Origin of the sequence: Sphaerochaeta sp. (assembly GCF_050256055.1) — a bacterium.
Classification (GTDB): Bacteria; Spirochaetota; Spirochaetia; order Sphaerochaetales; family Sphaerochaetaceae; genus Sphaerochaeta.
In genome coordinates, this window is the sequence record NZ_JBFWIJ010000030.1 from 18,739 (window position 1) to 40,731 (window position 21,993).

The following is a 21,993-nucleotide window of genomic DNA, read 5'->3' on the forward strand; positions in this document are numbered from 1 at the left end:
CCCCTGTGTTGTGCTATACTCTATCCATGCATGAAACACCCACCATTGCCATGATGTACGACTTTGACAAGACGTTGACCACCAAGGATATGCAGGAATATACCTTCATCCCCAAGTTGGGTATGCACAGCGAACAGTTCTGGCAGAAATCCAATACGCTTGCCCGTACGCAGGGTATGGACCGCATTCTGGCCTACATGAAGGTGATGCTGGACGAGTCACGGATGCATCAACAACCCATACGACGCAGCGACTTTGTCAATCTGGGGAAGGAATTGGAATTCTTCCCCGGGGTAACGACATGGTTCGACCGCATCAATGCCCTGGGCAGAAAACTGGATCTGAACATTGAGCACTTCATCATCTCCTCGGGGTTGAGGGAGATCATCGAAGGATCCGCCATCGGCTCTTCGTTCCGTCGCATCTATGCCTGTGAGTATTTCTACGATGAGAACCAAGTGGCGGTATGGCCGAAGCTTTCAGTGAATTATACGGCCAAGACGCAGTTTTTGTTCCGTATCAACAAAGGGGTGTTGGATGTGTTCGAGGATGCGCAACTGAATGCCTATACCGCAGAATCCGAGCGTAGTGTTCCGTTTCGGAACATGATTTACATCGGGGATGGGCTGACTGATGTGCCCTGCATGAAACTGGTCAAACAGAACGGGGGCGTCAGCATCGCTGTTCACGCACCAGGGAAGGAGGAGACAAGCCATCGTTTGATGCGCGAGCAAAGGATTTCCTTTTTCACGGAAGCCGATTACACCGAAGACGGACAACTTTATTCCTTGGTTTCCAATGTACTTCGCATGATGCAGGCGCAGAATCAACTGCAGGCATCGTACACCCAGATGAAGCAACTCTCTACAGGCCCAGACCCCGCTGCATCAAGATAGAAAGCACTTCCATCCCTTTGCGCGTCGGGTGCAGGTTGTCTGCAAGCATCCCGTCACCGCAGGTGATCGGATACAACGCCAGGTCGATGAGGTGGGTTGTAGGATGACCGGCCACTTCCTCCCTGATGATTTGTGCCAATTCCAACTGGTTCCAACCATGCATGTTGGTTTCTTCCAATGTCCGGTCGGTACGTTGCAGCGGTGTACAGAAATAAAGGGAGCTTTTGGTATGACGGGCAACCATCGACGAGACAAGCTGGTGATAGGCTTGGGTGAAAACTTCCTTGGTTACCGGAAGATCTGCCTGGCCCCAGTCGTTGGTCCCCCCGAATACAATGATGATATCCCCACCGAGGCGAGCCTGGCGCTTCTCGTCCTGAAAACAGGATGTCAGGGGTCTGAGTCCGGTCCTGCTGATCCTGCTGCCCGAGTATGATTCGTTGACGACCAGTTCGAGTCCGGTTCTCTGCATCAGGATGTGCCACCAGGTATGCTCAACCTTGGTCACGTCCACCCCTTCCTTGGGATAGAAGAGTTCGTTTTCGACCGGGACGAATCCTTTGAAGGTGGAGATGGAGTCGGCAAGTAGGGAAAAGGTTGGTTTCGTCATGCCGGCAGTGTATCCCAGCTCTTTGCCTCGCTCAAGGGTGTATGGTATGCTTCTTCGTATGGATACGAAGATTTCATTGGTGGAACGGGGTGCATTGCAGAAGGTTGGTTCGGTGTTTGTCGAGGCGTTCGGCCATACTCCGGCTTTACTTATTGCCGATGGCAATACGCTGAGGGCCGGCGGGTTTGAAACGGTCCGATCGTTGGAAATGGCGAATGTGGAAGTCCAGCAGTACTGTTTTCCTGCCTTGCCTCAACCCTATGCCGATGAACATTCCATCGCGTTGGTGCATCAGCTTCTGCAGCAGGAGAACCGCATTGCGGTGGTGTTGGGTTCCGGTACACTCAATGACATGGTAAAACGTGCCAGTTACGAGTTGGACCGCCCCTACATGGTGGTGGCTACCGCTCCCTCCGTTGATGGCTATACCTCCTATGGGGCCGCAGTCTCGGTGGGGGGCTTCAAGCAGACCCTTCCTTGTTCAGCCCCCTTGGTGGTGCTAGCCGATACGGATGTACTCAGTGATGCCCCGCCTGCCATGATCGCCAGCGGGTTTGGGGATTGCATGGCCAAGTATACCGCTGGCATGGATTGGATATTGGCCGATTTGTTGGGTGTCCAGCCCATCCGTACCGATGTCTGGGACATGGTGCAGATCCCCCTGCGCAAGGTCTACGCACAGCATCAGAGAATTGCCCATCGGGAGAGTCAGGCGGTCGGGTTGTTGTTCGACGCCTTGTCCGCAAGCGGCTTTGCCATGCAGGTGATGCACGATTCCCGACCGGCGAGCGGAGCCGAACATTTGATCAGCCACATCTGGGAAATGGAACATCTAGAGAAGGATGGTGTTCCGGTAAGCCACGGTTTCAAGGTAGCGGTCGGAACGTTGGCTGTCACCCGTCTCTACCATGCGTTGTGTTCTCTGGATGTTTCTGCATGCGTAGGCAGACCTATGGAGAGCTGGGAGGAACGCGAGGCATCCATCCGCGCTTTTTTTGCCGATCCCCTGGTCGCCGAACAAACGCTTGTCATAGCCAAATCCAAGTTCCTGGAAGGCAAAGCCTTGGAAGATCGCAGACGTGCTCTGCTTGCATTGTTGCCGGAATTGCAGGATCGCATCGCAGCTCAGCTGCCTGCCTATCATCAGTTGGAGGAAGCAATGCAATTGGTGCACTGCCCGATTCGTCCCCAGGAGGTAAACGCGACCATGGAGGATTTGAAACGTGCGGTGACAGGAGCCCAGATGATACGCAATCGGTATACGGTGTTGGATTTGTATTATGAGCTCGGCTTGTTCGATCTCGCGCTGCAGTTGCTTTAGGGCATGGAATGTTTGGGATGGACTTGCAGTCCATCAGTTTCAAACCGGTCGTTTTTCTGGTTTGAGGAAAAAAGGGATCTTGCCACTCGATTACATCTCTTGCAATCCTGGCTAAAATCACAGGTTCTACATTGTTCCAAATGTATGATAAGACGGACAATTTCTGTGAATGATTTTTATGCGATATCTCTTTGATGATCAATGTTTGCCAATACGTGATTTGCATTTCGGATGGCTCGTTCCAGTCCATTTTTCTTTTCCAGAGTAGGAAAAAAATTAGATTCGGTAAAATATGCTTCAGTCTTTGTATAGTGTGGCATATATCGATGTAATTCTCTTGCGATTGAGGAATAGGAAAGGTAAGTACCCCCTTGTGGCGCATCGAGGAAATGCATGACAAACCAAATTTCTATACAAGGGTTGCTTACAATGGGGATTATTGTTTCAGGTAATGTATTACAAATTTTCTGGAATGTGCTGAATTTTCTTTCTCGAAGTATGGCATCAATATCGAGAACGCAAAATACCAAATCATACGCTTGTGAATGTAATTCTTTTGCTTTTTTTGAAGATGTATTGAAAATCCGAATGCTTGGGTAAGTCTGGTTTATGAGAAAAAGAATATCTTCGCTTCTTCGTATGTAGTCGAAATACATCCATTCCGTCAGTCCTTCCCCGACAATGGCAATAGACTTTTTCAGCGTTCTTTTTCTCATTGTTCATCCTTGCCAATGAAAGGGTTGCCTAAGATGGGTTTTGCGCCCAGTTTTCCAGCACGGTAAAAATTTGATACTTTGATATTCTTATGTAGGCTGAAAGCTTGGGCACTGTAATATTCACTTGCACCGTTTTCATCTTTCTCACAAAACCAAATCATATCATTTCGCATATAATCCTGTTCCATGATGTATGGTGCATGTGTTGAAGCAAGAATTTGTGAATTGGGAGCATTCAAAAGAAACATCTGTAAGAAGAACGTGACCAAATCCGGATGCAGTGATGATTCCAGTTCGTCTATGGCAACAGAATGTGATGAAGAAATCAGTTCATGGAGGACCCCACCGAGACCGAAATATCGCAATGTTCCCTGAGATTCTTCTTCGGCAACAATCGGATGAACACCTTTTGAAGTTTTATGCAGGAAATGCAACTCATTGGATTCGAACTGTTTTTCTTTGCTGAGCTGCTCGATAAGTCCTTTGGGAGCGCCTTGTTCCAGTAGGTTATTGAGCATGTCCTCGTCAACAGAAATTGTATTGTTACGGATTTCCAAATCGCTGATCTGGAAATCTGCTTTTTCAAGAAATGAGACATAGAACTGTTTTCTCTTTGCATTGTTTGTCAAACGATTGATGCTCCAATTCCGTAGTAATACTTTTGGGGTAATGAGCGGAAGAAGATCCGCCTTGAAATACCTGACGACGGCATCCAATGATGGGGAATGTATGTTGCTTTTTTGGTATGCAAAGAGTACGGTTGTATTCTCGATTGTATTTCCGTGCAGTATGGTCTTCTCCTTCGAGGAGAGCATGCTTTTTGCCCCTATGCTGAGTTTTGAGGTCTTGAGCTTCTGGTCATATGAACGACTGAAAAGTGTTGCAATTCTTCCTTCTGGGCTATAGCGCAATGACTCATAATGAATTATCTTGTCGTCTAGAGAGATAGAATATTCATACCGAATTGAATCAATATAGAAAACAAGAGAGAATGTTCCTTTTTGTTTCTGAGTCTCCTCGTCGAGTAGGAATGGGACGAATCCTGTTTCTTCATCCTTTGTATCCGGACCGGAAAGAGCGAGATTACGTAAGAAATCGAGAGCCTGCAACAAGTTCGATTTCCCTGAGGCATTATATCCATATAAAATGCATAACTTCAACAATCTAACAGAATCATTCACCTGCGTAGAGAGGTAGTCATCTGAACCTGTATGGAGTTTGTTGTTGGCAAGAAAACTCATGGTCTGTTTTGTCTTGATCGAACGATAATTTTCTACAGAAAATTCTTGAATCATGTTTATATCCTTAATAAACGTACAAAAATTACGTATATAGTAATTATAGATTCAATTTATTAAAAATACAAGGAATTTCAATACATGCTGTATGTCTGCCTTGGTTCATTGCAGACAGTCCATCACCTCAGCACACCATGCATAGCTTTCAGCATGGTATTCTTGACAGAAGGATTGGTCATCGTATACATTTTCAGTAACAATTTTGTACCAGATGCATCAGTATCCCCGACAGAAAACGGGTAAAAGACAGCTGAGGCCTTTCATCTCAAACATGAGAAGTATGTACCTTGTCGTACTCCTGCTCCTGTCATTCGGTTTGCCCGCCGCCCCCTTGAAACTAACCGGACTTTCCCAATCCTACGGGTTGTACGAAACCATCGTCGAAACTGAGGAGAGAACTTGGTCCACCATATTTGACTTCACCTCATCAATTATGGATTTTCGTTTGGGATACCGTGACCGGCTTCCCATCCATGACCTTTCATTGCAGGTTGATTTTCCCTTCATCCGGCCGGACGGCAGTCTTTCGCCGGCTTTTGTCCTGTATATGCATGGTTCGTTTGGGAAGCTCGATGCCTTTTTGTATGATGGGGTGCTGGCGTATGCATACCGATGGCAATTGGTACGGAGAGGATACGAGTTAGACTTTTCCTTTGCCCTCGGCTTGCAGGAAAGTCTGACGTTCCTGCCGTTTCTTGATGAGCCGTTGCAAACCAGCAGTCCCTATTATGGGGCAACGCTTTCCCTCGCTACCCCGCAAGGACTCAAGCTTTGCGTCCTGCTTGCAACCAACACCCTGTTCGAGTATTCAGCACAGGCCATGCGCCCGATCATCCAGGCCGATGCGATTTGGCCGTTGTCCGATTCCTTCTCGATCGGCTGCTATGCAGCACTCCGGTTTTCCGACCAACCGCCTGAATCGGTCATATTCCTATCCCGGGAGGTGAGCGTCTATGCCCTGTGGACGAACAGGTAACCTGCAGGCCCATTTTCTCTTGGTCATCCTATGCACGAGTATGTTGCTTTTTGCCGGCTGTTCGCCGCGCATTGAGTGGAATGCCCCGCGTGGGGATTTCAGAGAGATGATCGATACCTCCAGTAACGCTGAGCAGTTTTCCTTTCTGGTCGTAAGCGACATACATTTTGGCAGGATGAATGCCGGTGTGTATTGGGAAACCGATACATTTTTGAAATGGCTTGATGCCTATCAAGCGGAGCATCCCTTGGCGTTCGCCGTAAATCTGGGGGACTCGACCTCAAACTCAGAGGAATCGGAATACCTGCAGTTCGCCGATTTCACCCGGATCTTATCAGATACATCCATTCCCCTGTATTCTGTTTTGGGAAATCATGATGTCCGTGGCCAAGGCCGCTCGTATTACCGAGCCTACATCAACGAGTCGACCACCAGACGATTCAGCTATGGCGGGATCTCCTTCTATTGCTTGGACAGCGGCAACCTCAGCTTGGGAAAGGAGCAACTGCAAAATCTCAATGATGCAGTGCGTACGGACCCGAATCCGAAGATCTTTCTCTCCCATGTCCCGTTTTACGGTGCTCCCCAGATGGTGTATTTCGCATTGGGTGATCCCTATGAGCGGGCCCAGCTCGTGCAGATGATGCAGCAGAACAAGGTGGGTCTGGTGCTCAGTGCCCATTTGCACCTGCTCGATCATCTGCATCGCTTTACTTCCCAGGCTGCAGAATTCGTCTGTGGTTCGTTCCATGGGCGTGACGATGTGTTGGAAACCACGGTGCCTACTTGGTATGTCTGTACCTACGCCCCCGACACCCACACCTTGTCGATCATCCGCTATACGGTGGACAGAGTGCATCAGGTGTCCGGCGGTGAAGTCGCTGCCATTCCGTTGCCTTGAGCCCGCTTATGGGATTTCTTCTCCCCACACTTCCAGTTGGGTGAGGGCCGGGAAGGGCGAACCATCATCAGCTTTCAGCAGGTTTTTGAGCGTAAGGCTGGTGCAAATCGTGCTCGTGAGGGAAAAGCATTGGGGACGTGCCGTTTGGGAAAGCGTGAGGATCCGAGCGGTTTTCTGATCAAATTCAACGGTGGCTTCGGTCCACCAGCTGTCATGCGGCCAATCGGCACGAAGGGTGATGCACAGTTTTCGTACGGAAACAGGACGGGCAAAATCGAGGTGCAGGGCGGCATCGGCTCTGCGGTTGATGCCCCAGCTGGTATAGGGGTATTGTCCATGCCCTTCATTGGCAAAGATGCCGTCGATGGCGTTGCGCCCGGCGAATATCATTTCCCCGCGGGTTTCCACGTTTGCCTTGATATGCGGGAACATGCCTTTTGTCTGTGCATGGTCATAGGGATTGCAGGCAAGGTTTCTGATGCCAAGCGCAGCGTCCACGGTTTCCAAGGTGAGATAGTGCAGATCTCCTCTGAACGCCGAGGGTGGATAGCAGGTTCGTTCCGCTTCCCGTATGGGGATCGTGTACTCAGCCTCATCAAGCAGGTAGACGATGTGCCTGCCCATACATTCATCGAGCTGGAGGTAATGACAACCAGGTGTATCAACCCGTATCCTTACCCGGTCGCCCTTCTTGTATTCACCCTGATGGACCAAGGCAACACCATGTCCACACGGTTTGGAAGACGCAATCGATTCCCCTTGTGCGTTCACGATCATCAAATCCATACCGACCTCCGTGTCTTCTGTACTCTATCACAGTCGGCTTCTGCTTGACAGAGCGGCCCTGTTCATCCATCGTTATGGTATGGATTGTACGTATTTGGGCCATAGTGCATTTTTGGTGGAGACTGATGAGGAGTATCTCCTGTTTGATTATACCAAGGGAGCACTCGCGCTACGACTTGAAGACAAACCGCTGTTGGTATTCGCCAGTCACCGGCATGGGGATCATTTTCATGCCTCGATCTTCGATCTGGCGAAGCGGAAGGGTCGAACCACCTTCGTCCTTTCTTCAGATATTCCCGCTTCCCAGGTCCCCTCTTCCTGTCACGTGCGTTGGATGGGACCGTATGAGGAGAACATGGTCGACCACGTGGCGATACGCACCCTCAAATCGACGGATGAGGGGGTTGCCTTCATTGTGGTGGTTGCAGGAAAGACCTTGTATTTTGCCGGTGATCTGAATCACTGGCATTGGGAAGGGGAGCGTGATGCATACAATCGGAAGATGGCTTCGGATTATCATGCACAGCTGAAATTGCTTCCCAAGATGTTGGATGTCGCCTTTGTTCCGGTCGATCCCCGGCTGGGGGCATTCTACAATCTGGGTGCCAAGGATCTGGTTGCCCAGGTGCAAGTCGATACCTTGGTCCCCATGCATTTCTGGGGTGACGATACGGTGTGTGTCAAATTGCAGGATGAGCTGAAAGGTTCCGTCAGGACGATCTTGCATCCTGAGAAGGAACTGCAAACATGGAGGAATATATGAATTTTAGGTTTGCACATAATAATTTCAATGTGACTGATCTGCAAACGTCTTTGGATTTCTACCGGGAGGCTCTCGGCTTGGTGGAAGTACGCCGCAAGGAAGCGAGTGACGGTTCGTTCATCCTGGTATTCCTTGGCGACGGATCATCCAAGCATCAATTGGAGCTTACCTGGCTGAAAAACTGGGAAAAGGGAACCTATAATCTGGGTGACAATGAGTTTCATCTGGCTTTCGAGACGGATGATCTGGAAGGAGCCCGGGCGAAGCATCGAGAGATGGGGTGCATCTGTTATGAGAACAAACAGATGGGTATTTACTTCATTGTCGATCCCGACGGATATTGGCTGGAGATCGTACCGAGCAAACACTAGGAAAGCGACCTCCCCCATCTTGTCCTTCCCGGTCGAAAGGGCTATGCTTCGCTCGATTCGTGAGTGGGGAGGATGGGGGGATGGGTTGTACGAACAGGCCGGTCAAGGCCTCGTTTTTGTGTGATGTTCGGCGTGAATTCGATCACTATTCGCCGGCAAAATTTTCAAAGGATTTACTTGCAGGACTGACGGTTACTGCCGTTGCGCTTCCGCTTGCACTGGCCTTCGGGGTAAGCTCGGGCATGGATGCGGCAAGTGGTTTGATTACGGCAATTTTGGCCGGAATCATCATCAGTGCGCTCGGTGGGGCGTCCTATCAGATCTCAGGGCCGACGGGCGCCATGGCTGCGATCCTGATCACCTTGGTGGCAAAGCACGGCACCCAGGGGGTATTCATCGCAGGGTTCCTCAGCGGGTTGATCCTGCTCGCTGCGGCATTGCTGAAAGTCGGTGCGCTGGTGTCGTATATCCCAAGTCCGGTGGTCACCGGTTTTACCAGTGGAATTGCCATCATCATCGCCTTGGGGCAGATCGACAACTTTTTCGGTACGGTCAGCCATGGGGAGTCCGCCTTGGCAAAACTTGCTTCCTACGGGGAACTCGGATTTCCCGTCGACCTGCATGCGTTGCTGTATGGGGCGTTGGTGGTTGCGTTGATGATTCTTTGGCCGAAAAAGTGGAATGCACGCTTCCCGGCAAGTCTTCTGGGCATCATCGTCACGTTGGTTCTGCAGATGGTCTTTGAATTCCCGGTCGATGAGGTGGGGGAAATTCCCCGCTCGCTGTTCGGTGAGAATCGGCTGCAATTAACCCACCTTCCTTGGTCTCAGCTGGGAGAGTTCGTTTCCCCAGCCATTTCCATTGCGGCACTGGGTATGGTGGAGAGCCTGCTCTGTGGTTCTTCGGCGGGGAAGATGAAGGGAGAGAAACTCAATGCAACCCAGGAACTGTATGCCCAAGGTGTCGGGAATGTGATCATTCCCTTCTTCGGCGGTATTCCTGCCACTGCGGCGATCGCCCGAACTTCAGTGGCCATCAAGAGTGGACAACAGACCCGTTTGACCGGCATCATCCATGCCGTGGGATTGCTTGCCTCCATGTTCCTGCTTTCACCGTTCATGAGCAGGATTCCGCTTGCAGCCTTGGCCGGTGTGTTGATGATGACCGCATGGCGAATGAATGAATGGCATGCGATCAAGCAGATTTTCTCCAAGCGCATCAAGACGTCCATCGCCCAGTTTGTAATCACCATGGCCGCTACGGTGGTGTTCGACCTGACGGTGGCCATCATGACCGGAATTTTGTTTTCGATGGTGATGTTCATTATCCGAAGCCATAAGATCTCCATCGAGGTCGACCCGGTTTCTCCTGAATTGGGACAATATGACAAGACGACGAAGGTGGTCTATGTCGATGGTTCCTTGTTCTTCGGTTCACAGGACCAACTGACCAAAACGGTTGAGTCGTTGTTTACCGAACAGGTCCAGAGAATCATATTCTCCCTGCGCGGGGTACCGAACATCGACCATAGTTCGATCAATGAATTTGCTGAAATCGTACGGATGTGCCGAAAACATTCGGTGCAAGTCTATTTCTGTGGTTTGCAACCGCCGGTCATGTCGATGATGAACCGACTCGATTTCCCGCAGTTCGTAGGTCAGGACAAATTCTTCTCGTCGGCGGTGACGGCACTCGAATCGCTTAGGTGAACCGACTGGTGAAAATCCGCTGATACTGTTTCGGGCTCATTCCCATGACCTTGCGGAACTGGCGGGAGAAATAGTTTGGATCCTTGAAGCCGCATGCTTCACTGATTTGTCCCATGGAAAGTCCCCGCTGCTGGATCAGGGAGCAGGCGGTGGCTATCCGTTTGTGGATGTGGAATTCTATCGGGGACAGGCCGGTGCTTTGCTTGAAGCACCGGTTCAGGGTACTGGTGCTCATATTGGCCACTTGTACGAGATCTTCGGTGGTAAGCGGAGTGTCGAGGTGCTGGTCCATGTAGGAAATGACTTCCCAAAGCCTGCGGGCATTCTGGTTGTTTTCCCTCGGCGTCAGGTCATAAATGCGCGAGATGTCGACCAGCAGCTCGAGCAGGTAGGCGAATGCCAGGATTCGTGACCCTGAGCCGGTGCTCTGGTCGTCGGCTTCTTTCTCCAGCAACTGGACCAATGGCAGCAACTCGGCGATCTGGGAAGGGGAGAGCAGGAGGTTGGGAATTCCCGCTTCCTGCAGGAAAAAGGAGCAATATCCAGGCAGTTCGGTCAGGTCGATCATATTGCGACCGATGATTCTTCTGCCGAAGATGATGTTGTACAGCACCAGGTTGTCCACATCCGCATACCCATGCTCCACTCCCGGTGGGACAAAGAATACCGAGCCTTCGCGCAGGAGCAGGGATTCGCTTCTGGTAATATTGACTCCCCTCCCACTTACCACAAACACCAGTTCATCGAATTCATGACTATGCAGGCGGTAGGGGATTTCCGGATCCCGTTTGATTACTTTCAGTTGCATGGTCGGTTCGTAAAAGAATGAGTTCTCGGTAAGGATGGTTTCGCTCATGGCAAAATGGTTGAACATTGCTTCCTGTTTGTCAAGAACTATCCCGGATGGCTTGTCCACTTGCTTTCGGTATGGCACACTGAAGCGACGGATAGGAGGTAGTGCCATGGAGTTATTGCTTGATACCGCCGATCTAGAGCAGATAGAAGAGGCTCTGAAGTATTATCCGATCAAAGGGGTGACGACCAATCCCACCATGCTTGCCAGGCATATGCAACCTGATGTGTCGGGACATCTGAAAGCCATTCGAGCTTTGATTGGAGAGGAGCGGGACCTGCATGTCCAACTGATGGGCCGTGATGCGGATACCATGCTCAGGGAAGCGCATCATTTGGTCTCAATGCTGGGGGAACGTACGTATGTAGCCGTCCCGGTTACCGAGGAAGGCCTGAAGGTCATCAAGCTGCTGGCCACAGAGCAGTTCAACATCACCGCATCGACGGTATTCTCGACCTTGCAGGGAATTCTGGCGATGCTCAGTGGAGCCAAGTACATAGCAGTATTCTACGACCGGATGCTGAATCTGGATATTGATGCCAGTCGGGTCATCAAGGAGCTTGCCGGGCTGCTTTGGACCAATACCAGCAACACGCAGGTTCTGGCTGCGAGTTTTCGTAATGTCGCGGAGGTCACCAATGCATATGCCTGCGGCGCCGGATGTTGCACGGTCAAGCCTGAGTTGCTTCGCACCGGCCTGTGCATGCCTTCCATCACCAAGGCGGTAGAAGACTTTGCTGTCAATTGGCAACAGGTGTATGGGGACAGGAGTCTGTTGGATCTCTAGATTTGCCTCAGAACTTCATCATGCCCCATCGTCCGATGGTTTCGAATCCAAGCCGATGATAGATGGCTCCTGCAACCGGGTTGTCATAGAACAGACAGAGAAAACTCAGACCATCGGAAAAACATGCTTTGCAAAGCTGGTTCACCACCACAGAAGCGTAGCCGCGCTTCCGATAGGAAGGGTGGGTGGCAACTCCGATGACCATGGCTCCACTTGAACTGTTGGCGGTCGTGCTGGCCGTACATACCAGCGTTCCGTCCGCAAATATGCCGTATCCTTGGCATCCTTTCTCGTAGGTATTCCGGATTTCCGACAGTTTTTCCGCCTCATGCTCCAGGTAAGGTTGTGCGAATTCCTCAATGTGTTTGTACAGATCCACGATTTCCTGGGCAAAGGATGCATCGAGTTTCACGACATTCGAATCGGTTTTCCCGGTTTGCTTGAAGCCTGATCGGTCCAACCTGCACAGATAGGTGCCTTGCACCTTGGTGTTGGGGAAATAGGGATGAAACTGCTGCAGAAGTTGTTCCTTGGCGCTCAGCCGTTGCATCGGCTGTTGCCCCAGGAATTCTGAGACCAATTGCAGCGAAGCAGGATATTCCTTGTTGCTGGTCACCATGAAATTGGAGAAATAGCGCAGCAGCAGACAATCCCAGTCATCACCGAACGCATACAGCTCTACATGCTCACTCTCCAGTCCGTAGGCTTCGATATCCCCTTCGATGAACAGGTTCATTTCCTTCTCGTTTGCAATATAGCGAAAGACTGCAGGAATATCCTGATTACTCAATTTTTTGTACATATGCGCACTATACGACGGTCCTTTGCCCATTTCAACTGGATTGACGGCCATTTTCATTTGACCATTTGCAGGCATAGTCCTATGATGATACCCGTTGGGGGAGCTTCATTGCCCTGGTGCGAAGTCAACTTCTCCCCCCATTCTACACTCCCTGGAGGTTCACCATGGACTTCTTGCTGGACGGACTGCTGAACACCACATACAAGCAATTGATCATGTATGGTGTCGGTGGTTTACTCATCTATCTTGCGATCGCAAAGAAACTCGAACCGGCTTTGCTGCTTCCTATGGGTTTCGGTGCCATTCTGGTCAATCTGCCCTTCAGTGGGGCGGTCACCCAGATGATGACCGGTATCGGTGAAGTCCCGGGTATTCTGGATTGGTTGTTCGCCTTCGGCATCGAGGCCGCTGAAGCCATGCCGCTGCTGCTGTTCGTCGGCATTGGGGCAATGATCGACTTCGGGCCGCTTCTGGCCAACCCGAAACTCATCCTGTTCGGGGCTGCAGCCCAATGGGGAATCTTTGCTACGATCAGTCTGGCCTCTCTGCTGGGTTTCAATCTTGTGGATGCCGCCTCGATCGGTATCATCGGGGCTGCAGACGGTCCGACGTCCATCCTTGTCTCCCAGGTATTGGGCAGCAGGTACATCGGTCCCATCGCAATAGCAGCCTATTCCTATATGGCCTTGGTGCCGATCATCCAGCCGTTCGCCATCAAGCTGGTGACCACCAAGAAGGAACGCATGATTAGGATGCCGTACAACCCCCGTACCATCTCAAAACGGGCGAAAATACTCTTTCCGATCATCGTGACCGTCGTTGCAGGCTATGTGGCACCTGCTTCCGTCTCCTTGGTAGGCATGTTGATGTTCGGAAATCTCATTCGTGAATGTACCGTGCTGGACACCCTTTCCACCGCAGCACAAACGGTCTTGGTGAATTTGATCACCCTGCTGTTGGGCATCACCATTGCATCGACGATGAAAGCAGAATCGTTTGTGACCGTCCAGACCATCATGATCATGGCCCTTGGTTTGCTTGCCTTCGTCTTCGATACGATCGCAGGGGTGGTGTTTGCAAAGATTCTCAATCTCTTTGTCAAACAGAAGGTGAATCCCATGGTCGGAGCGGCGGGTATCTCAGCCTTCCCGATGTCCGCCCGGGTAATCCAACGCATGGGACAGCAGGCTGACCCGCAGAATCACCTGTTGATGCATGCAGTCGGAGCCAATGTCGCCGGACAAATCGCCTCGGTCATCGCCGGTGGCGTCATCCTCGGGCTTGTTCCGGGGTTGCTGTAAGGAGGAGGAACCGTATGTCTGAAACCTTTGCCAAATCCTTGGTGCTCATGTTCCAGGGCATGGTCGGCATTTTTGCCGTATTGCTCATTCTCTTTTTCGTAATCCTGGTATTGGGGAAGAAGAAACAGAAAAAAGAGGAGCATTAGTTCTGTAGTGATTCCTCCATCGGTTCCCTGGTAACTGAGAGGAAATTCTTGATTCCGTCAATGGTAGCCTGCAGGTGCTCTTCCATGAGTTGCTCGCAGGCTGCTTTGTCTCTGGTCCGCAGGGCTGAGAGCAAAAGCCGGTGATAACGGATACCGATGGCACAACCGAGCAAGGAAACGATGGTATCCATGGTTGAGGAAAGCACCTCCTCAATCGCTTGGTTTGCTTGGATCAGAATCGCATTCTTGGATGATTCTGCAATTTTCCTGTGGAAGAGATAGTCGGCTTGGCTGAACTTCTTGATGTCGTCATGATGGATCAACATCATGTTGAAGATTTCTTCCAGGTCGGCAAGATCATCGTCGGTGATGCGCTGCACGGCAAGCCCGATGGTTCCTTTTTCCACCACCATACGATATTCCAACACCTTCACCAGATCGGTGCGGTGATCGGCATTCTGCAGGGGGTTCAAGGAAGAAACCGAACCCCGTACCTTGGTGCGTACCACCGTGGTCCTTCCTCCTTGATGAGTCTGTATCAGTCCTACGGCCTCCAGTTGCTGGATGGCTGAACGGACGGTTATCCTGCTTACTCCATATTCTTGACAGAGCTGGTTTTCCGAAGGGAACTTGCTCCCGATTTCCCAAGTTCCCGCTTCAATCCTGTTTTTCAACTTATGATAGATTTGGGCACGCAGCGACTGGGCTTGCTCATTGGTGGTACGCATGGCTTTTTCTCCTTTCCTTTAAACTTATAATACAAGTTAGAGCGGTTTGCAAGCAAAAATATATCGATATATTTATAATTATTTACACACATAATAATGAATATTTAATTAATATCATTGAAAATAGTACACGATTGCAAAATTGTAAAAATTTTTCTTTACAGATGGTATTTTCACTTGTATCATGAGTTCTTAGAAACACCTTCAAAAGGAGATTTGTACGACTATGAAAAAAACAATGGCTGTTCTTGCGCTTGTCGCTGCTGCCACCTTCCTGTTCTTCGGTTGTGAGAAAAAGGCAACCGCTGCTGCCAGTACCACGGGTACCATGCCCGCCGCAACTGTAGCTGCCGCCCCTGCCGCCACCACGGCGACCGCCGCCCCTGCCGCTCCTGCTGCCACGACCACCGCTCAGCAGAAGGCTGCCGTATCGATCAAACAGGAAGTACGAACCGTAAAGCCCGACTACACGATTCGTTTCGCGTATTACGATGCCGCTACCTGGCCCTCGATTTCCAAGACTCCGCTTCCTGAGCATGCCTATGCTTTGGTGTTCAAGAGCATCGTGGAATCGAACTCCAACGGTAAGATTGCCGTCGACCTCTATCCCGGCAACGCCCTCGGCGATACCAAGGCAACGATGGAAATGGCAATGAGCGGTGGTATCGAAATGGTCACCACCACTGGTACCGTTTCCTCCCTGATGCCGGAAACCCAAGTCATTTTCCTCCCGTATGTCTTCAAGAGCGATGAGATTGCTTGGGATTTCTTCGACAACAGTGCGCTTTGGAAGGAAATGACGGCAAAGCTTGAGAAGATCAGCGGCCTGAAAATGATCTCCGTTGGTCAGAACGGGACTCGCCACTTCACCAACAACGTCCGCCCGATCCACACTCCGGCCGACATGAAAGGCTTGAAGTTCCGCGTCATGCAGAGCCCGATTTACGTCAAGATGGTTGAGGCAATGGGTGCTTCCGCAACTCCGCTTGCTTCCGGTGAAATCTACACCGCTTGTCAGACCGGTGTTGTTGATGGACAGGAAAACCCGATCTGGAACATTGCCGCCAACAAGTGGAATGAAGTCCAGAAGTACATCACCCTTGATGGTCACACCTGGAGTGAGAACTTCGTGTTGATGAACGCCGATTTCTGGAATTCCCTGCCTGCAGAGTACCAGCACATCATCGAGATCGCTGCCTACCATGCACAGAATGCTGACCGCGCTGCAGAGGATCTGGCTTCTCGCGTACTCGACTTCGAATCGGTGAAGAACTCCATGGAAGTCTATGTGCCGACTGCTGAAGAACTCGATCAGTTCAAGAAAGCCGCTGCTCCGACCTATGATTGGTTGAGAGGCGAAGTTGGAAACGAAATCGTTGACCGCTTCCTTGCTGAGGTGAAGAAGTCCGAAGCAAAGTTCGGTTGGTAAGTTTGGATGAATTGACGGCCGCTTCTGCGAGGCGGCCGTCGACCCTATAAGAGGTACAGTGTGGTTAAGGTGCTAGATAGGATCAGTTGGGTCCTGGGAAAGATTGCCACCTATGTGGCAACGATGATTTTGATTGGAATATTCCTGGTGATTACCCTGGGCGTCGTAGCCCGTTTCACCAGCCTTCGGTTTGCTTGGACTGAGGAACTTGCCAGATGGGGTCTGGTGAGCTTGACCTATGTGGGCGCAAGTGCTGCGCTTCGCAACAAGCAACACTCCGGCGTCAATTTGGTCATCAATGCGCTTCCTGAGAAAGTGGGAAAAGTCGTGGTGACTATAGCATATCTCGTACTGATGTGCACTGTTGTATTCTTTTTCTTCAACAGTTTTGAGGCAGCCATCAAGGCGACTCGCATCCGGGGGGACATCATCCCTCTTTCCATGAAGTATGTGAAGTTGTTGATACCTGCCAGTTTCTTCATGATGTTTTTCCATCTGGCCTGGGGCTTGGGTGATTTGCTTTCCAGCAAGGGAATCTCTGGAAAGACGATAGGACTATAAAAGGAAGGGGCCATGAGTATTCTTATCCTGGTTTTTGTGCTTGCAATGGTTATCGGTATTCCCATTGCATTCGTCTTGGGAGTCTCCTCCCTCTATTATTTCCTGTTCTTGGGGAATATTCCCTTGAGTATGATCGGCCAGAAAATGTACAGCGGCATCGACAACTATGTGTTGTTGGCCATCCCGTTTTTCATTCTCGCCGGTGAATTGATGAACCGTTCCAAGATCACCGATGCCCTCATCAATTTCTCAGGCATGCTGGTAGGGAGAATTCCCGGTGCATTGGCTCAGATTAATATTGTGGCAAGTGTGTTCTTTGCAGGCATCACCGGCAGCGGTGTCGCCGATACAGCCGCCCTTGGATCCATCCTGATTCCGGCTATGGAGAAGGAAGGCTATACTCCTGCATATGCAGCTGCGGTAACCGTTGCTTCTTCGGTCATCGGGCCCATCATCCCCCCCAGTGTCGTCATGGTCATCTATTCCATGGCTACCGGTGAATCGGTGGGAGCCTTGTTTGCGGCAGGGTATCTGCCCGGTATTTTGGTTGCGTTTTCCTTGATGGTGCTTTCTTATTACTATGCAAAGAAGCACAACCACCCCAGGAGAACCAGCAGGATTCCGATGAAGGAAGCCTTGTTCACCTTGAAGGAATCGATCATAGGCCTGATGTGTCCGGTCATCCTGGTTGTGGGTATTTTCAGTGGGATATTCACTCCCACCGAAGCGGCGGTCATCGCATGTCTCTATGCCATCATCGCAGGTTTGTTCCTGCTCAGGACCATGACGCTCAAGGAAGTCTTCGACAGCTTTGTCAGTGCAGCGGTTTCCTCTTCGATCACGTTGCTGGTCATTGCCTTGGCCAACTTGTTCGGTCAGGTTCTGGCATTGGAGAAGATCCCCAGCTTGATCGCCAACTTCATGCTCAGTCTGACTACCAACAAATTCATCTTCCTGTTGATGGTAAACGTGTTCCTCCTGTTCATGGGTATGGTCATGGATCCCGGTGCAAGTGTCTTGATCCTGGCCCCGATCTTCCTCCCGATTGCGCTCTCGCTTGGCATCCAGCCTCTGCATTTCGCCATTGTCATGCTGGTCAACCTGAACTTCGGACTCATTACGCCACCGGTGGGTACCTGCCTGTATGTGGCGGCTCCTATAGCCAAGTTGAGTATCGAAAAACTATCAAAGGCGGTTTTGCCGTTCCTCAGCGTCGAGTTGATCGCGCTGTTGCTCTTGACGTATCTTCCCGAACTGACGCTCGTTGTACCCCGTCTGCTCGGATATATCTATTAAGTTTCTGTGAAAGAAGGGTTGTAAGATGAAAGCATTATATTATGTGGGTGACAAGCAGATGGAGATGCGGGATATTCCCCAGCCGGTCTGTAAGGCGGGCGAATATCTGATCCAGGTCAAGGCCAACGGCATCTGTGGTTCCGATTTTGAAGGCTATATGGGAAAAACGGGCCGGAGAACCGCCCCGATGATCATGGGCCATGAGTTTTCCGGTGTCATCGCACAGGCTCCCTCCAAAGGCCGCTATCAGGTAGGCCAGAAGGTTGTGGTATTCCCCAAACCGTATTGCGGGGAGTGTGAATTCTGCAAGAAGGGGATGGTCAATGTATGTCCTGCAGGCATCTGCATGGGTGTGCTCGACTTCAATGGTTCCATGTGTGAATACGTTGCCATTGAGGAGAAATATCTGCTGCCGTTTGACGGAATTTCCTACAACGAAGCAGCATTCACCGAACCGCTGGCCGTAGCCTACCGCTCGGTGTACAAGATCAGCGACGAAGAACTGCAGGAAGCCGAGTATACGATCATCATCGGAGCGGGAACCATCGGTCTGCTTGCCTTGGCGTTGCTCAAGTATCGAAACGCAAGGAATGTGATCATCAGCGATGCAACGGATTTCCGCCTTGAGGTTGCCAAACAGTTGGGGGCTGATTATGTGATCAATCCCCGCACAGAGAAATTCCAGGAAGCCATCGACCGCATTACCAAGGGCAAGGGTTGTGATTTCTCCATCGAGGCGGTAGGCATCGCCCCCACTGCTCAGAACTCCTTGGAGTGCCTGAAGATCGGAGGTACTGCCGTTTGGATCGGCAATGCTGCAAAGACCGTTGAGATCCCGATGCAGAAGATTGTCACCCGAGAGCTGAAGATCAAGGGCAATTATGTCTATGATCTCGATGGTTTTTCGGACAGTCTGCGGCTTCTGAGCGAGCAGAAGATCAACATCAAGCCCCTGTTGACCAACGTATACCCGTTGGAAGAAGGGGTGCAGGCATTCAAGGATTTGGAAAACAACCGCGACGGCAAGATGCTGAAGGTAATCCTGGAGAGCTGAACATGCACGTAGAGAACAAGGTTATTCTGATTACCGGCGGCGCCGGCGGGCTTGGTATGGAGATGGGAACGGTGCTGAGTGGAAACGGAGCCCGGGTCTATCTGCTGGACCTCAACGAGGAGAGCGGGAAGAAAGCTGAGGCAGCGCTGGCACATTTGCCGGGCAAGGTCAGTTTTCTGAAGATGGACATCACCGTGGAGGAGGAGTGGCAACGTATCACCTCCTTGGTGATCGAGCAGGAAGGAAGGATTGATGTACTGGTGAACAATGCCGGGATCAACATCCGAAAGCCTATTGAGGAGATGAGCATCAATGAATTCAATACGATGATGCTCGTCAACGTAGGCAGCGTTTTCTTGGGGACGAAGTATGTGTTGCCGCTCATGCGCGAAGCCGGGGGCGGTGCGATCATCAACACTTCCTCGGTCTGCGGCTTGATCGGCCATCGCTATACTCCCGAAGCATACACCACCACCAAGGGTGCGGTTACGCTTCTGACCAAATCAATTGCAAGCCGGTATGGACATGAGAACATCCGGTGCAATTCCATCCATCCCAGTACCGTCGATACCCCGTTGGTACAGGAGATGTTCAAGGATCCGGTCAAAAAACAACAACGGCTCGATGAGGTGCCGTTGGGGCATCTCGCCACTGCCCGTGATGTGGCCAATGCGGTGTTGTATCTGGCAAGCGACGAAGCTTCCTTCATCAACGGAGTAGCCCTGCCGGTGGATGGCGGGGTCACCGCTTGGTGAATCGTGAATTAGAATAGCAAGGAGAGAGATGATGAAATATTCTCAAGACGAAATCAGGGAACTGCAACTGAAAGCCATCCAGGTTCGTGCAAACATCCTGGAAATGATTCCTCCGGGAAAGGTGGGACACCTTGGGGGGAGCAGTTCGATCGCGGATGTGATGGCGGCTTTGTACTTCCACACCATGCACGTAAACAAGCACGACCCCAAGGATCCAAAACGGGATCGGCTGATCATGAGCAAGGGCCATGCAGTATTGGTACAGTATGCATGTCTTGCCGAACTTGGATATTTTGACCGCAGTGAGTTGGGAAAGGTGAAGACCTTCAACGGCATGCTGCAGGGACACCCTGATATGGACCGGACTCCCGGCATCGAGGCGGTTACCGGCTCTTTGGGACAGGGCCTTTCCGTTTCCCTCGGCCTCGCCTTGGGGTTGCGGCTGGATAAAAGCGAAAGCCGTGTCTATACGATTCTGGGCGACGGTGAGCTTGCCGAAGGGCAGATCTGGGAAGCGGTGATGGCCGCCAAGGTCTACAAGGCAAGTAATCTGACTGCAGTCGTGGACTGGAATGGCGTACAGGCCACCAGCACAACTGCTGAGATTTTCCCGATCGAGAACCTTGCCGAGAAATGGAAGGCTTTCGGCTGGAATGTCATCGAGATCGATGGCCACGACATGGAGCAGATCCTTGGCGCGCTCGATGCAGCAAAGGCGTATACGGCTGGTCCGTCGGTCATTCTGGCCCATACGGTCAAGGGCAAGTGCTTCCCCTTCGCTGAGGGCAAGGCAAAATATCACAATGCTGCTATGAGCGAGGATGAGTACAAGATCGCTTGGCAGTGCATCGAAAACCTGAAGAAGGAGGTCCAGGCATGAGAACGTCTGACAGTTTGAGAAAGACCTACGGCGAGACTTTGGTCGAGCTGGGAAAAGATAACAAGGATATCGTACTGATGGAAGCTGACTTGGGGAACTCCACCATGTCCAGCCTGTTTGCCGCAGAGTATCCGGAGCGCTACTTCCAGATGGGGATTGCCGAGCAGAATATGGCTTCCACTGCCGCCGGGCTCAGCCTGGCCGGGAAGATTCCGTTCATCAACTCCTTTGCGGTGTTCGCATCCGGTCGTGCCTACGACCAGATCCGTTCCTCCATCACCATTGCCAATCTGAACGTGAAGATCTGTGGTTCGAGCGCCGGTCTTTCCGACTATGGTGACGGCAAGACCCACCAGAGCATCGACGACATCGCCCTGATGCAGGTACTTCCGCACATGACTGTCCTCTCTCCCTGCGATGCCGTGGAGACCGAACAGATGGTCAAGGCGATGGTAGAGGCGAAGGGTCCGATGTACATCCGCATCAACCGCAATGATCTTCCGGTTGTCACCGATCCGAATGCTGAATACCATATCGGCAAGATGACCCAGCTGGTTGACGGCAAGGACGTGGTCGTTTTTGCCACCGGTGTCATGGTCCAGCAATCCCTGGAAGCAGCCAAGCTGCTTGAGAAGGAAGGGATCAGCGTCCGTGTGGTCAATGTCAGCACGATCAAACCGCTTGATACCAAAGCGCTTGAGGCATTTGCCGAGGGCATGAAGGGTGTGGTGACCGCTGAGGAGCATAACATCATCGGAGGTCTGGGAAGCGTGGTATGCAGTGCCCTGTCCAAGAAGCGCCTCCCGATCGAGATGTTGGGAGTGGAGGACCGTTTCGGAACCTCTGCAGAGAATTATTCCATCCTGCTCAAACACTATGGTTTGGAGAGTGAGGATGTCGCCAAGAAAGTCAGAAGCGTTCTGGCTGTCAAATAAGAGGTACAGATAATGAAGATAGGATTCATAGGACTGGGGATCATGGGCAAGCCGATGGCGAAGAACCTGCTGAAGGCGGGCTACGAGCTGGTGGTGAACGACATCAACGAGGCGGCGGT

Annotated in this window: 25 protein-coding genes; 18 read left to right on the forward strand and 7 right to left on the reverse strand. The window is 51.3% G+C overall.

All coding sequences use genetic code 11. The features are described 5' to 3' along the window. Positions 1 to 26 precede the first annotated feature (26 nt). The gene (locus tag AB7C91_RS11420; protein WP_428591578.1) at positions 27 to 896 is read left to right on the forward strand and encodes an HAD family hydrolase; all 870 of its coding nucleotides are present in this window, start codon (positions 27 to 29) and stop codon (positions 894 to 896) included. On the opposite strand, the gene AB7C91_RS11425 is transcribed toward AB7C91_RS11420, so the two are convergent. Beyond that, on the reverse strand, positions 865 to 1,506 hold the full coding sequence (locus AB7C91_RS11425) for an SGNH/GDSL hydrolase family protein (protein ID WP_428591581.1): 642 nt from the start codon (positions 1,504 to 1,506) through the stop codon (positions 865 to 867). The two genes, AB7C91_RS11420 and AB7C91_RS11425, sit on opposite strands and share 32 nt — an antisense overlap. 58 nt (positions 1,507 to 1,564) lie before the next feature. Here AB7C91_RS11425 and AB7C91_RS11430 point away from each other — a divergent pair, with 58 nt between their 5' ends. Continuing rightward, on the forward strand, positions 1,565 to 2,827 hold the full coding sequence (locus AB7C91_RS11430; RefSeq protein WP_332445966.1) for a sn-glycerol-1-phosphate dehydrogenase: 1,263 nt from the start codon (positions 1,565 to 1,567) through the stop codon (positions 2,825 to 2,827). A gap of 176 nt (positions 2,828 to 3,003) precedes the next feature. Here AB7C91_RS11430 and AB7C91_RS11435 read toward each other — a convergent pair whose 3' ends face one another. Further along, the gene (locus AB7C91_RS11435) at positions 3,004 to 3,543 is read right to left on the reverse strand and encodes an RloB family protein (protein WP_428591585.1); all 540 of its coding nucleotides are present in this window, start codon (positions 3,541 to 3,543) and stop codon (positions 3,004 to 3,006) included. Beyond that, entirely contained in the window at positions 3,540 to 4,838 is a 1,299-nt protein-coding gene (locus tag AB7C91_RS11440) for an AAA family ATPase (RefSeq protein ID WP_428591588.1), read from the reverse strand. Before AB7C91_RS11440 ends, AB7C91_RS11435 begins: the two co-directional genes overlap by 4 nt. Before the next feature lie 283 nt (positions 4,839 to 5,121). Between AB7C91_RS11440 and AB7C91_RS11445 the strand changes: the two genes are divergently transcribed. Together AB7C91_RS11445 and AB7C91_RS11450 are read left to right on the forward strand one after the other, a co-directional pair. Then, positions 5,122 to 5,817, forward strand: coding sequence for a hypothetical protein (locus AB7C91_RS11445; protein ID WP_428591591.1), 696 nt, complete (start codon positions 5,122 to 5,124; stop codon positions 5,815 to 5,817). Next, entirely contained in the window at positions 5,795 to 6,718 is a 924-nt protein-coding gene (locus AB7C91_RS11450) for a metallophosphoesterase family protein (protein ID WP_428591594.1), read from the forward strand. Before AB7C91_RS11445 ends, AB7C91_RS11450 begins: the two co-directional genes overlap by 23 nt. A 6-nt stretch (positions 6,719 to 6,724) precedes the next feature. Here AB7C91_RS11450 and AB7C91_RS11455 read toward each other — a convergent pair whose 3' ends face one another. After that, positions 6,725 to 7,504, reverse strand: a complete 780-nt coding sequence (locus tag AB7C91_RS11455; RefSeq protein WP_428591596.1) for a carbohydrate-binding protein — start codon at positions 7,502 to 7,504, stop codon at positions 6,725 to 6,727. 79 nt (positions 7,505 to 7,583) lie between these two features. On the opposite strand from AB7C91_RS11455, the gene AB7C91_RS11460 reads away from it, so the two are divergent. The 3 genes from AB7C91_RS11460 to AB7C91_RS11470 all read left to right on the forward strand — a co-directional run bounded on the left by AB7C91_RS11460 (position 7,584) and on the right by AB7C91_RS11470 (position 10,347). Continuing rightward, on the forward strand, positions 7,584 to 8,267 hold the full coding sequence (locus tag AB7C91_RS11460; RefSeq protein WP_428591599.1) for an MBL fold metallo-hydrolase: 684 nt from the start codon (positions 7,584 to 7,586) through the stop codon (positions 8,265 to 8,267). Next, entirely contained in the window at positions 8,264 to 8,638 is a 375-nt protein-coding gene (locus tag AB7C91_RS11465) for a VOC family protein (protein ID WP_332445973.1), read from the forward strand. The genes AB7C91_RS11460 and AB7C91_RS11465 overlap by 4 nt, the downstream gene beginning before the upstream one ends. 80 nt (positions 8,639 to 8,718) lie before the next feature. Beyond that, positions 8,719 to 10,347, forward strand: a complete 1,629-nt coding sequence (locus AB7C91_RS11470) for a SulP family inorganic anion transporter (protein WP_428591603.1) — start codon at positions 8,719 to 8,721, stop codon at positions 10,345 to 10,347. On the opposite strand, the gene AB7C91_RS11475 is transcribed toward AB7C91_RS11470, so the two are convergent. Beyond that, positions 10,340 to 11,311 carry an AraC family transcriptional regulator gene (locus AB7C91_RS11475; RefSeq protein ID WP_332445975.1) on the reverse strand — a complete coding sequence of 324 codons (972 nt, stop codon included), beginning with the start codon at positions 11,309 to 11,311 and terminating at the stop codon, positions 10,340 to 10,342. The genes AB7C91_RS11470 and AB7C91_RS11475 overlap by 8 nt on opposite strands. On the opposite strand from AB7C91_RS11475, the gene AB7C91_RS11480 reads away from it, so the two are divergent. Then, complete coding sequence (locus AB7C91_RS11480) at positions 11,310 to 11,987, forward strand: fructose-6-phosphate aldolase (RefSeq protein WP_332445976.1); 678 nt, start codon at positions 11,310 to 11,312, stop codon at positions 11,985 to 11,987. The genes AB7C91_RS11475 and AB7C91_RS11480 overlap by 2 nt on opposite strands. A 7-nt stretch (positions 11,988 to 11,994) precedes the next feature. On the opposite strand, the gene AB7C91_RS11485 is transcribed toward AB7C91_RS11480, so the two are convergent. Next, positions 11,995 to 12,789 carry a GNAT family N-acetyltransferase gene (locus tag AB7C91_RS11485; RefSeq protein WP_332445977.1) on the reverse strand — a complete coding sequence of 265 codons (795 nt, stop codon included), beginning with the start codon at positions 12,787 to 12,789 and terminating at the stop codon, positions 11,995 to 11,997. 164 nt (positions 12,790 to 12,953) lie between these two features. Between AB7C91_RS11485 and AB7C91_RS11490 the strand changes: the two genes are divergently transcribed. Beyond that, entirely contained in the window at positions 12,954 to 14,090 is a 1,137-nt protein-coding gene (locus AB7C91_RS11490; protein ID WP_332445978.1) for a sodium ion-translocating decarboxylase subunit beta, read from the forward strand. Between the two features lie 14 nt (positions 14,091 to 14,104). Beyond that, positions 14,105 to 14,236: a hypothetical protein gene (locus AB7C91_RS11495; RefSeq protein WP_332445979.1), complete on the forward strand. Its 132-nt coding sequence runs from the start codon at positions 14,105 to 14,107 to the stop codon at positions 14,234 to 14,236. Here the strand turns inward: AB7C91_RS11495 and AB7C91_RS11500 are convergent. Further along, a complete protein-coding gene (locus tag AB7C91_RS11500) occupies positions 14,233 to 14,964 on the reverse strand; it encodes a FadR/GntR family transcriptional regulator (protein WP_332445980.1) in 732 nt (243 codons plus the stop codon). The genes AB7C91_RS11495 and AB7C91_RS11500 overlap by 4 nt on opposite strands. 226 nt (positions 14,965 to 15,190) lie before the next feature. Here AB7C91_RS11500 and AB7C91_RS11505 point away from each other — a divergent pair, with 226 nt between their 5' ends. From AB7C91_RS11505 to AB7C91_RS11540, 8 genes are all read left to right on the forward strand, one after another. Beyond that, a complete protein-coding gene (locus tag AB7C91_RS11505) occupies positions 15,191 to 16,393 on the forward strand; it encodes a DctP family TRAP transporter solute-binding subunit (RefSeq protein WP_332445981.1) in 1,203 nt (400 codons plus the stop codon). A 60-nt stretch (positions 16,394 to 16,453) separates the two neighbouring features. Further along, positions 16,454 to 16,954, forward strand: coding sequence for a TRAP transporter small permease (locus AB7C91_RS11510; RefSeq protein ID WP_332445982.1), 501 nt, complete (start codon positions 16,454 to 16,456; stop codon positions 16,952 to 16,954). Positions 16,955 to 16,966: 12 nt separating this feature from the next. Continuing rightward, complete coding sequence (locus tag AB7C91_RS11515) at positions 16,967 to 18,250, forward strand: TRAP transporter large permease (protein WP_332445983.1); 1,284 nt, start codon at positions 16,967 to 16,969, stop codon at positions 18,248 to 18,250. Positions 18,251 to 18,275: 25 nt separating this feature from the next. Further along, positions 18,276 to 19,304 carry a zinc-dependent alcohol dehydrogenase gene (locus tag AB7C91_RS11520; protein ID WP_332445984.1) on the forward strand — a complete coding sequence of 343 codons (1,029 nt, stop codon included), beginning with the start codon at positions 18,276 to 18,278 and terminating at the stop codon, positions 19,302 to 19,304. Positions 19,305 to 19,306: 2 nt separating this feature from the next. Further along, positions 19,307 to 20,059 carry a glucose 1-dehydrogenase gene (locus tag AB7C91_RS11525; protein ID WP_332445985.1) on the forward strand — a complete coding sequence of 251 codons (753 nt, stop codon included), beginning with the start codon at positions 19,307 to 19,309 and terminating at the stop codon, positions 20,057 to 20,059. A 31-nt stretch (positions 20,060 to 20,090) separates the two neighbouring features. Further along, complete coding sequence (locus AB7C91_RS11530; protein ID WP_428591612.1) at positions 20,091 to 20,939, forward strand: transketolase; 849 nt, start codon at positions 20,091 to 20,093, stop codon at positions 20,937 to 20,939. Continuing rightward, positions 20,936 to 21,874, forward strand: a complete 939-nt coding sequence (locus AB7C91_RS11535) for a transketolase family protein (RefSeq protein WP_332445987.1) — start codon at positions 20,936 to 20,938, stop codon at positions 21,872 to 21,874. Before AB7C91_RS11530 ends, AB7C91_RS11535 begins: the two co-directional genes overlap by 4 nt. Before the next feature lie 12 nt (positions 21,875 to 21,886). Then, positions 21,887 to 21,993 (forward strand): NAD(P)-binding domain-containing protein (locus AB7C91_RS11540; RefSeq protein WP_428591615.1); only part of this gene is annotated, 107 nt, incomplete at its 3' end.

What these genes read in the sequence shown, in the direction of transcription:
- AB7C91_RS11500 (WP_332445980.1), bottom strand. Translation starts at nt 14,964, where the DNA reads ATGCGTACCACCAATGAGCAAGCCCAGTCGCTGCGTGCCCAAATCTAT.
- AB7C91_RS11535 (WP_332445987.1), top strand. Translation starts at nt 20,936, where the DNA reads ATGAGAACGTCTGACAGTTTGAGAAAGACCTACGGCGAGACTTTGGTC.
- AB7C91_RS11505 (WP_332445981.1), top strand. Translation starts at nt 15,191, where the DNA reads ATGAAAAAAACAATGGCTGTTCTTGCGCTTGTCGCTGCTGCCACCTTC.
- AB7C91_RS11420 (WP_428591578.1), top strand. Translation starts at nt 27, where the DNA reads ATGCATGAAACACCCACCATTGCCATGATGTACGACTTTGACAAGACG.
- AB7C91_RS11520 (WP_332445984.1), top strand. Translation starts at nt 18,276, where the DNA reads ATGAAAGCATTATATTATGTGGGTGACAAGCAGATGGAGATGCGGGAT.
- AB7C91_RS11490 (WP_332445978.1), top strand. Translation starts at nt 12,954, where the DNA reads ATGGACTTCTTGCTGGACGGACTGCTGAACACCACATACAAGCAATTG.
- AB7C91_RS11475 (WP_332445975.1), bottom strand. Translation starts at nt 11,311, where the DNA reads ATGGCACTACCTCCTATCCGTCGCTTCAGTGTGCCATACCGAAAGCAA.
- AB7C91_RS11530 (WP_428591612.1), top strand. Translation starts at nt 20,091, where the DNA reads ATGAAATATTCTCAAGACGAAATCAGGGAACTGCAACTGAAAGCCATC.
- AB7C91_RS11435 (WP_428591585.1), bottom strand. Translation starts at nt 3,543, where the DNA reads ATGAGAAAAAGAACGCTGAAAAAGTCTATTGCCATTGTCGGGGAAGGA.
- AB7C91_RS11445 (WP_428591591.1), top strand. Translation starts at nt 5,122, where the DNA reads ATGTACCTTGTCGTACTCCTGCTCCTGTCATTCGGTTTGCCCGCCGCC.
- AB7C91_RS11485 (WP_332445977.1), bottom strand. Translation starts at nt 12,789, where the DNA reads ATGTACAAAAAATTGAGTAATCAGGATATTCCTGCAGTCTTTCGCTAT.
- AB7C91_RS11495 (WP_332445979.1), top strand. Translation starts at nt 14,105, where the DNA reads ATGTCTGAAACCTTTGCCAAATCCTTGGTGCTCATGTTCCAGGGCATG.
- AB7C91_RS11455 (WP_428591596.1), bottom strand. Translation starts at nt 7,504, where the DNA reads ATGGATTTGATGATCGTGAACGCACAAGGGGAATCGATTGCGTCTTCC.
- AB7C91_RS11470 (WP_428591603.1), top strand. Translation starts at nt 8,719, where the DNA reads ATGGGTTGTACGAACAGGCCGGTCAAGGCCTCGTTTTTGTGTGATGTT.
- AB7C91_RS11460 (WP_428591599.1), top strand. Translation starts at nt 7,584, where the DNA reads ATGGATTGTACGTATTTGGGCCATAGTGCATTTTTGGTGGAGACTGAT.
- AB7C91_RS11425 (WP_428591581.1), bottom strand. Translation starts at nt 1,506, where the DNA reads ATGACGAAACCAACCTTTTCCCTACTTGCCGACTCCATCTCCACCTTC.
- AB7C91_RS11465 (WP_332445973.1), top strand. Translation starts at nt 8,264, where the DNA reads ATGAATTTTAGGTTTGCACATAATAATTTCAATGTGACTGATCTGCAA.
- AB7C91_RS11525 (WP_332445985.1), top strand. Translation starts at nt 19,307, where the DNA reads ATGCACGTAGAGAACAAGGTTATTCTGATTACCGGCGGCGCCGGCGGG.
- AB7C91_RS11450 (WP_428591594.1), top strand. Translation starts at nt 5,795, where the DNA reads ATGCCCTGTGGACGAACAGGTAACCTGCAGGCCCATTTTCTCTTGGTC.
- AB7C91_RS11515 (WP_332445983.1), top strand. Translation starts at nt 16,967, where the DNA reads ATGAGTATTCTTATCCTGGTTTTTGTGCTTGCAATGGTTATCGGTATT.
- AB7C91_RS11480 (WP_332445976.1), top strand. Translation starts at nt 11,310, where the DNA reads ATGGAGTTATTGCTTGATACCGCCGATCTAGAGCAGATAGAAGAGGCT.
- AB7C91_RS11430 (WP_332445966.1), top strand. Translation starts at nt 1,565, where the DNA reads ATGGATACGAAGATTTCATTGGTGGAACGGGGTGCATTGCAGAAGGTT.
- AB7C91_RS11440 (WP_428591588.1), bottom strand. Translation starts at nt 4,838, where the DNA reads ATGATTCAAGAATTTTCTGTAGAAAATTATCGTTCGATCAAGACAAAA.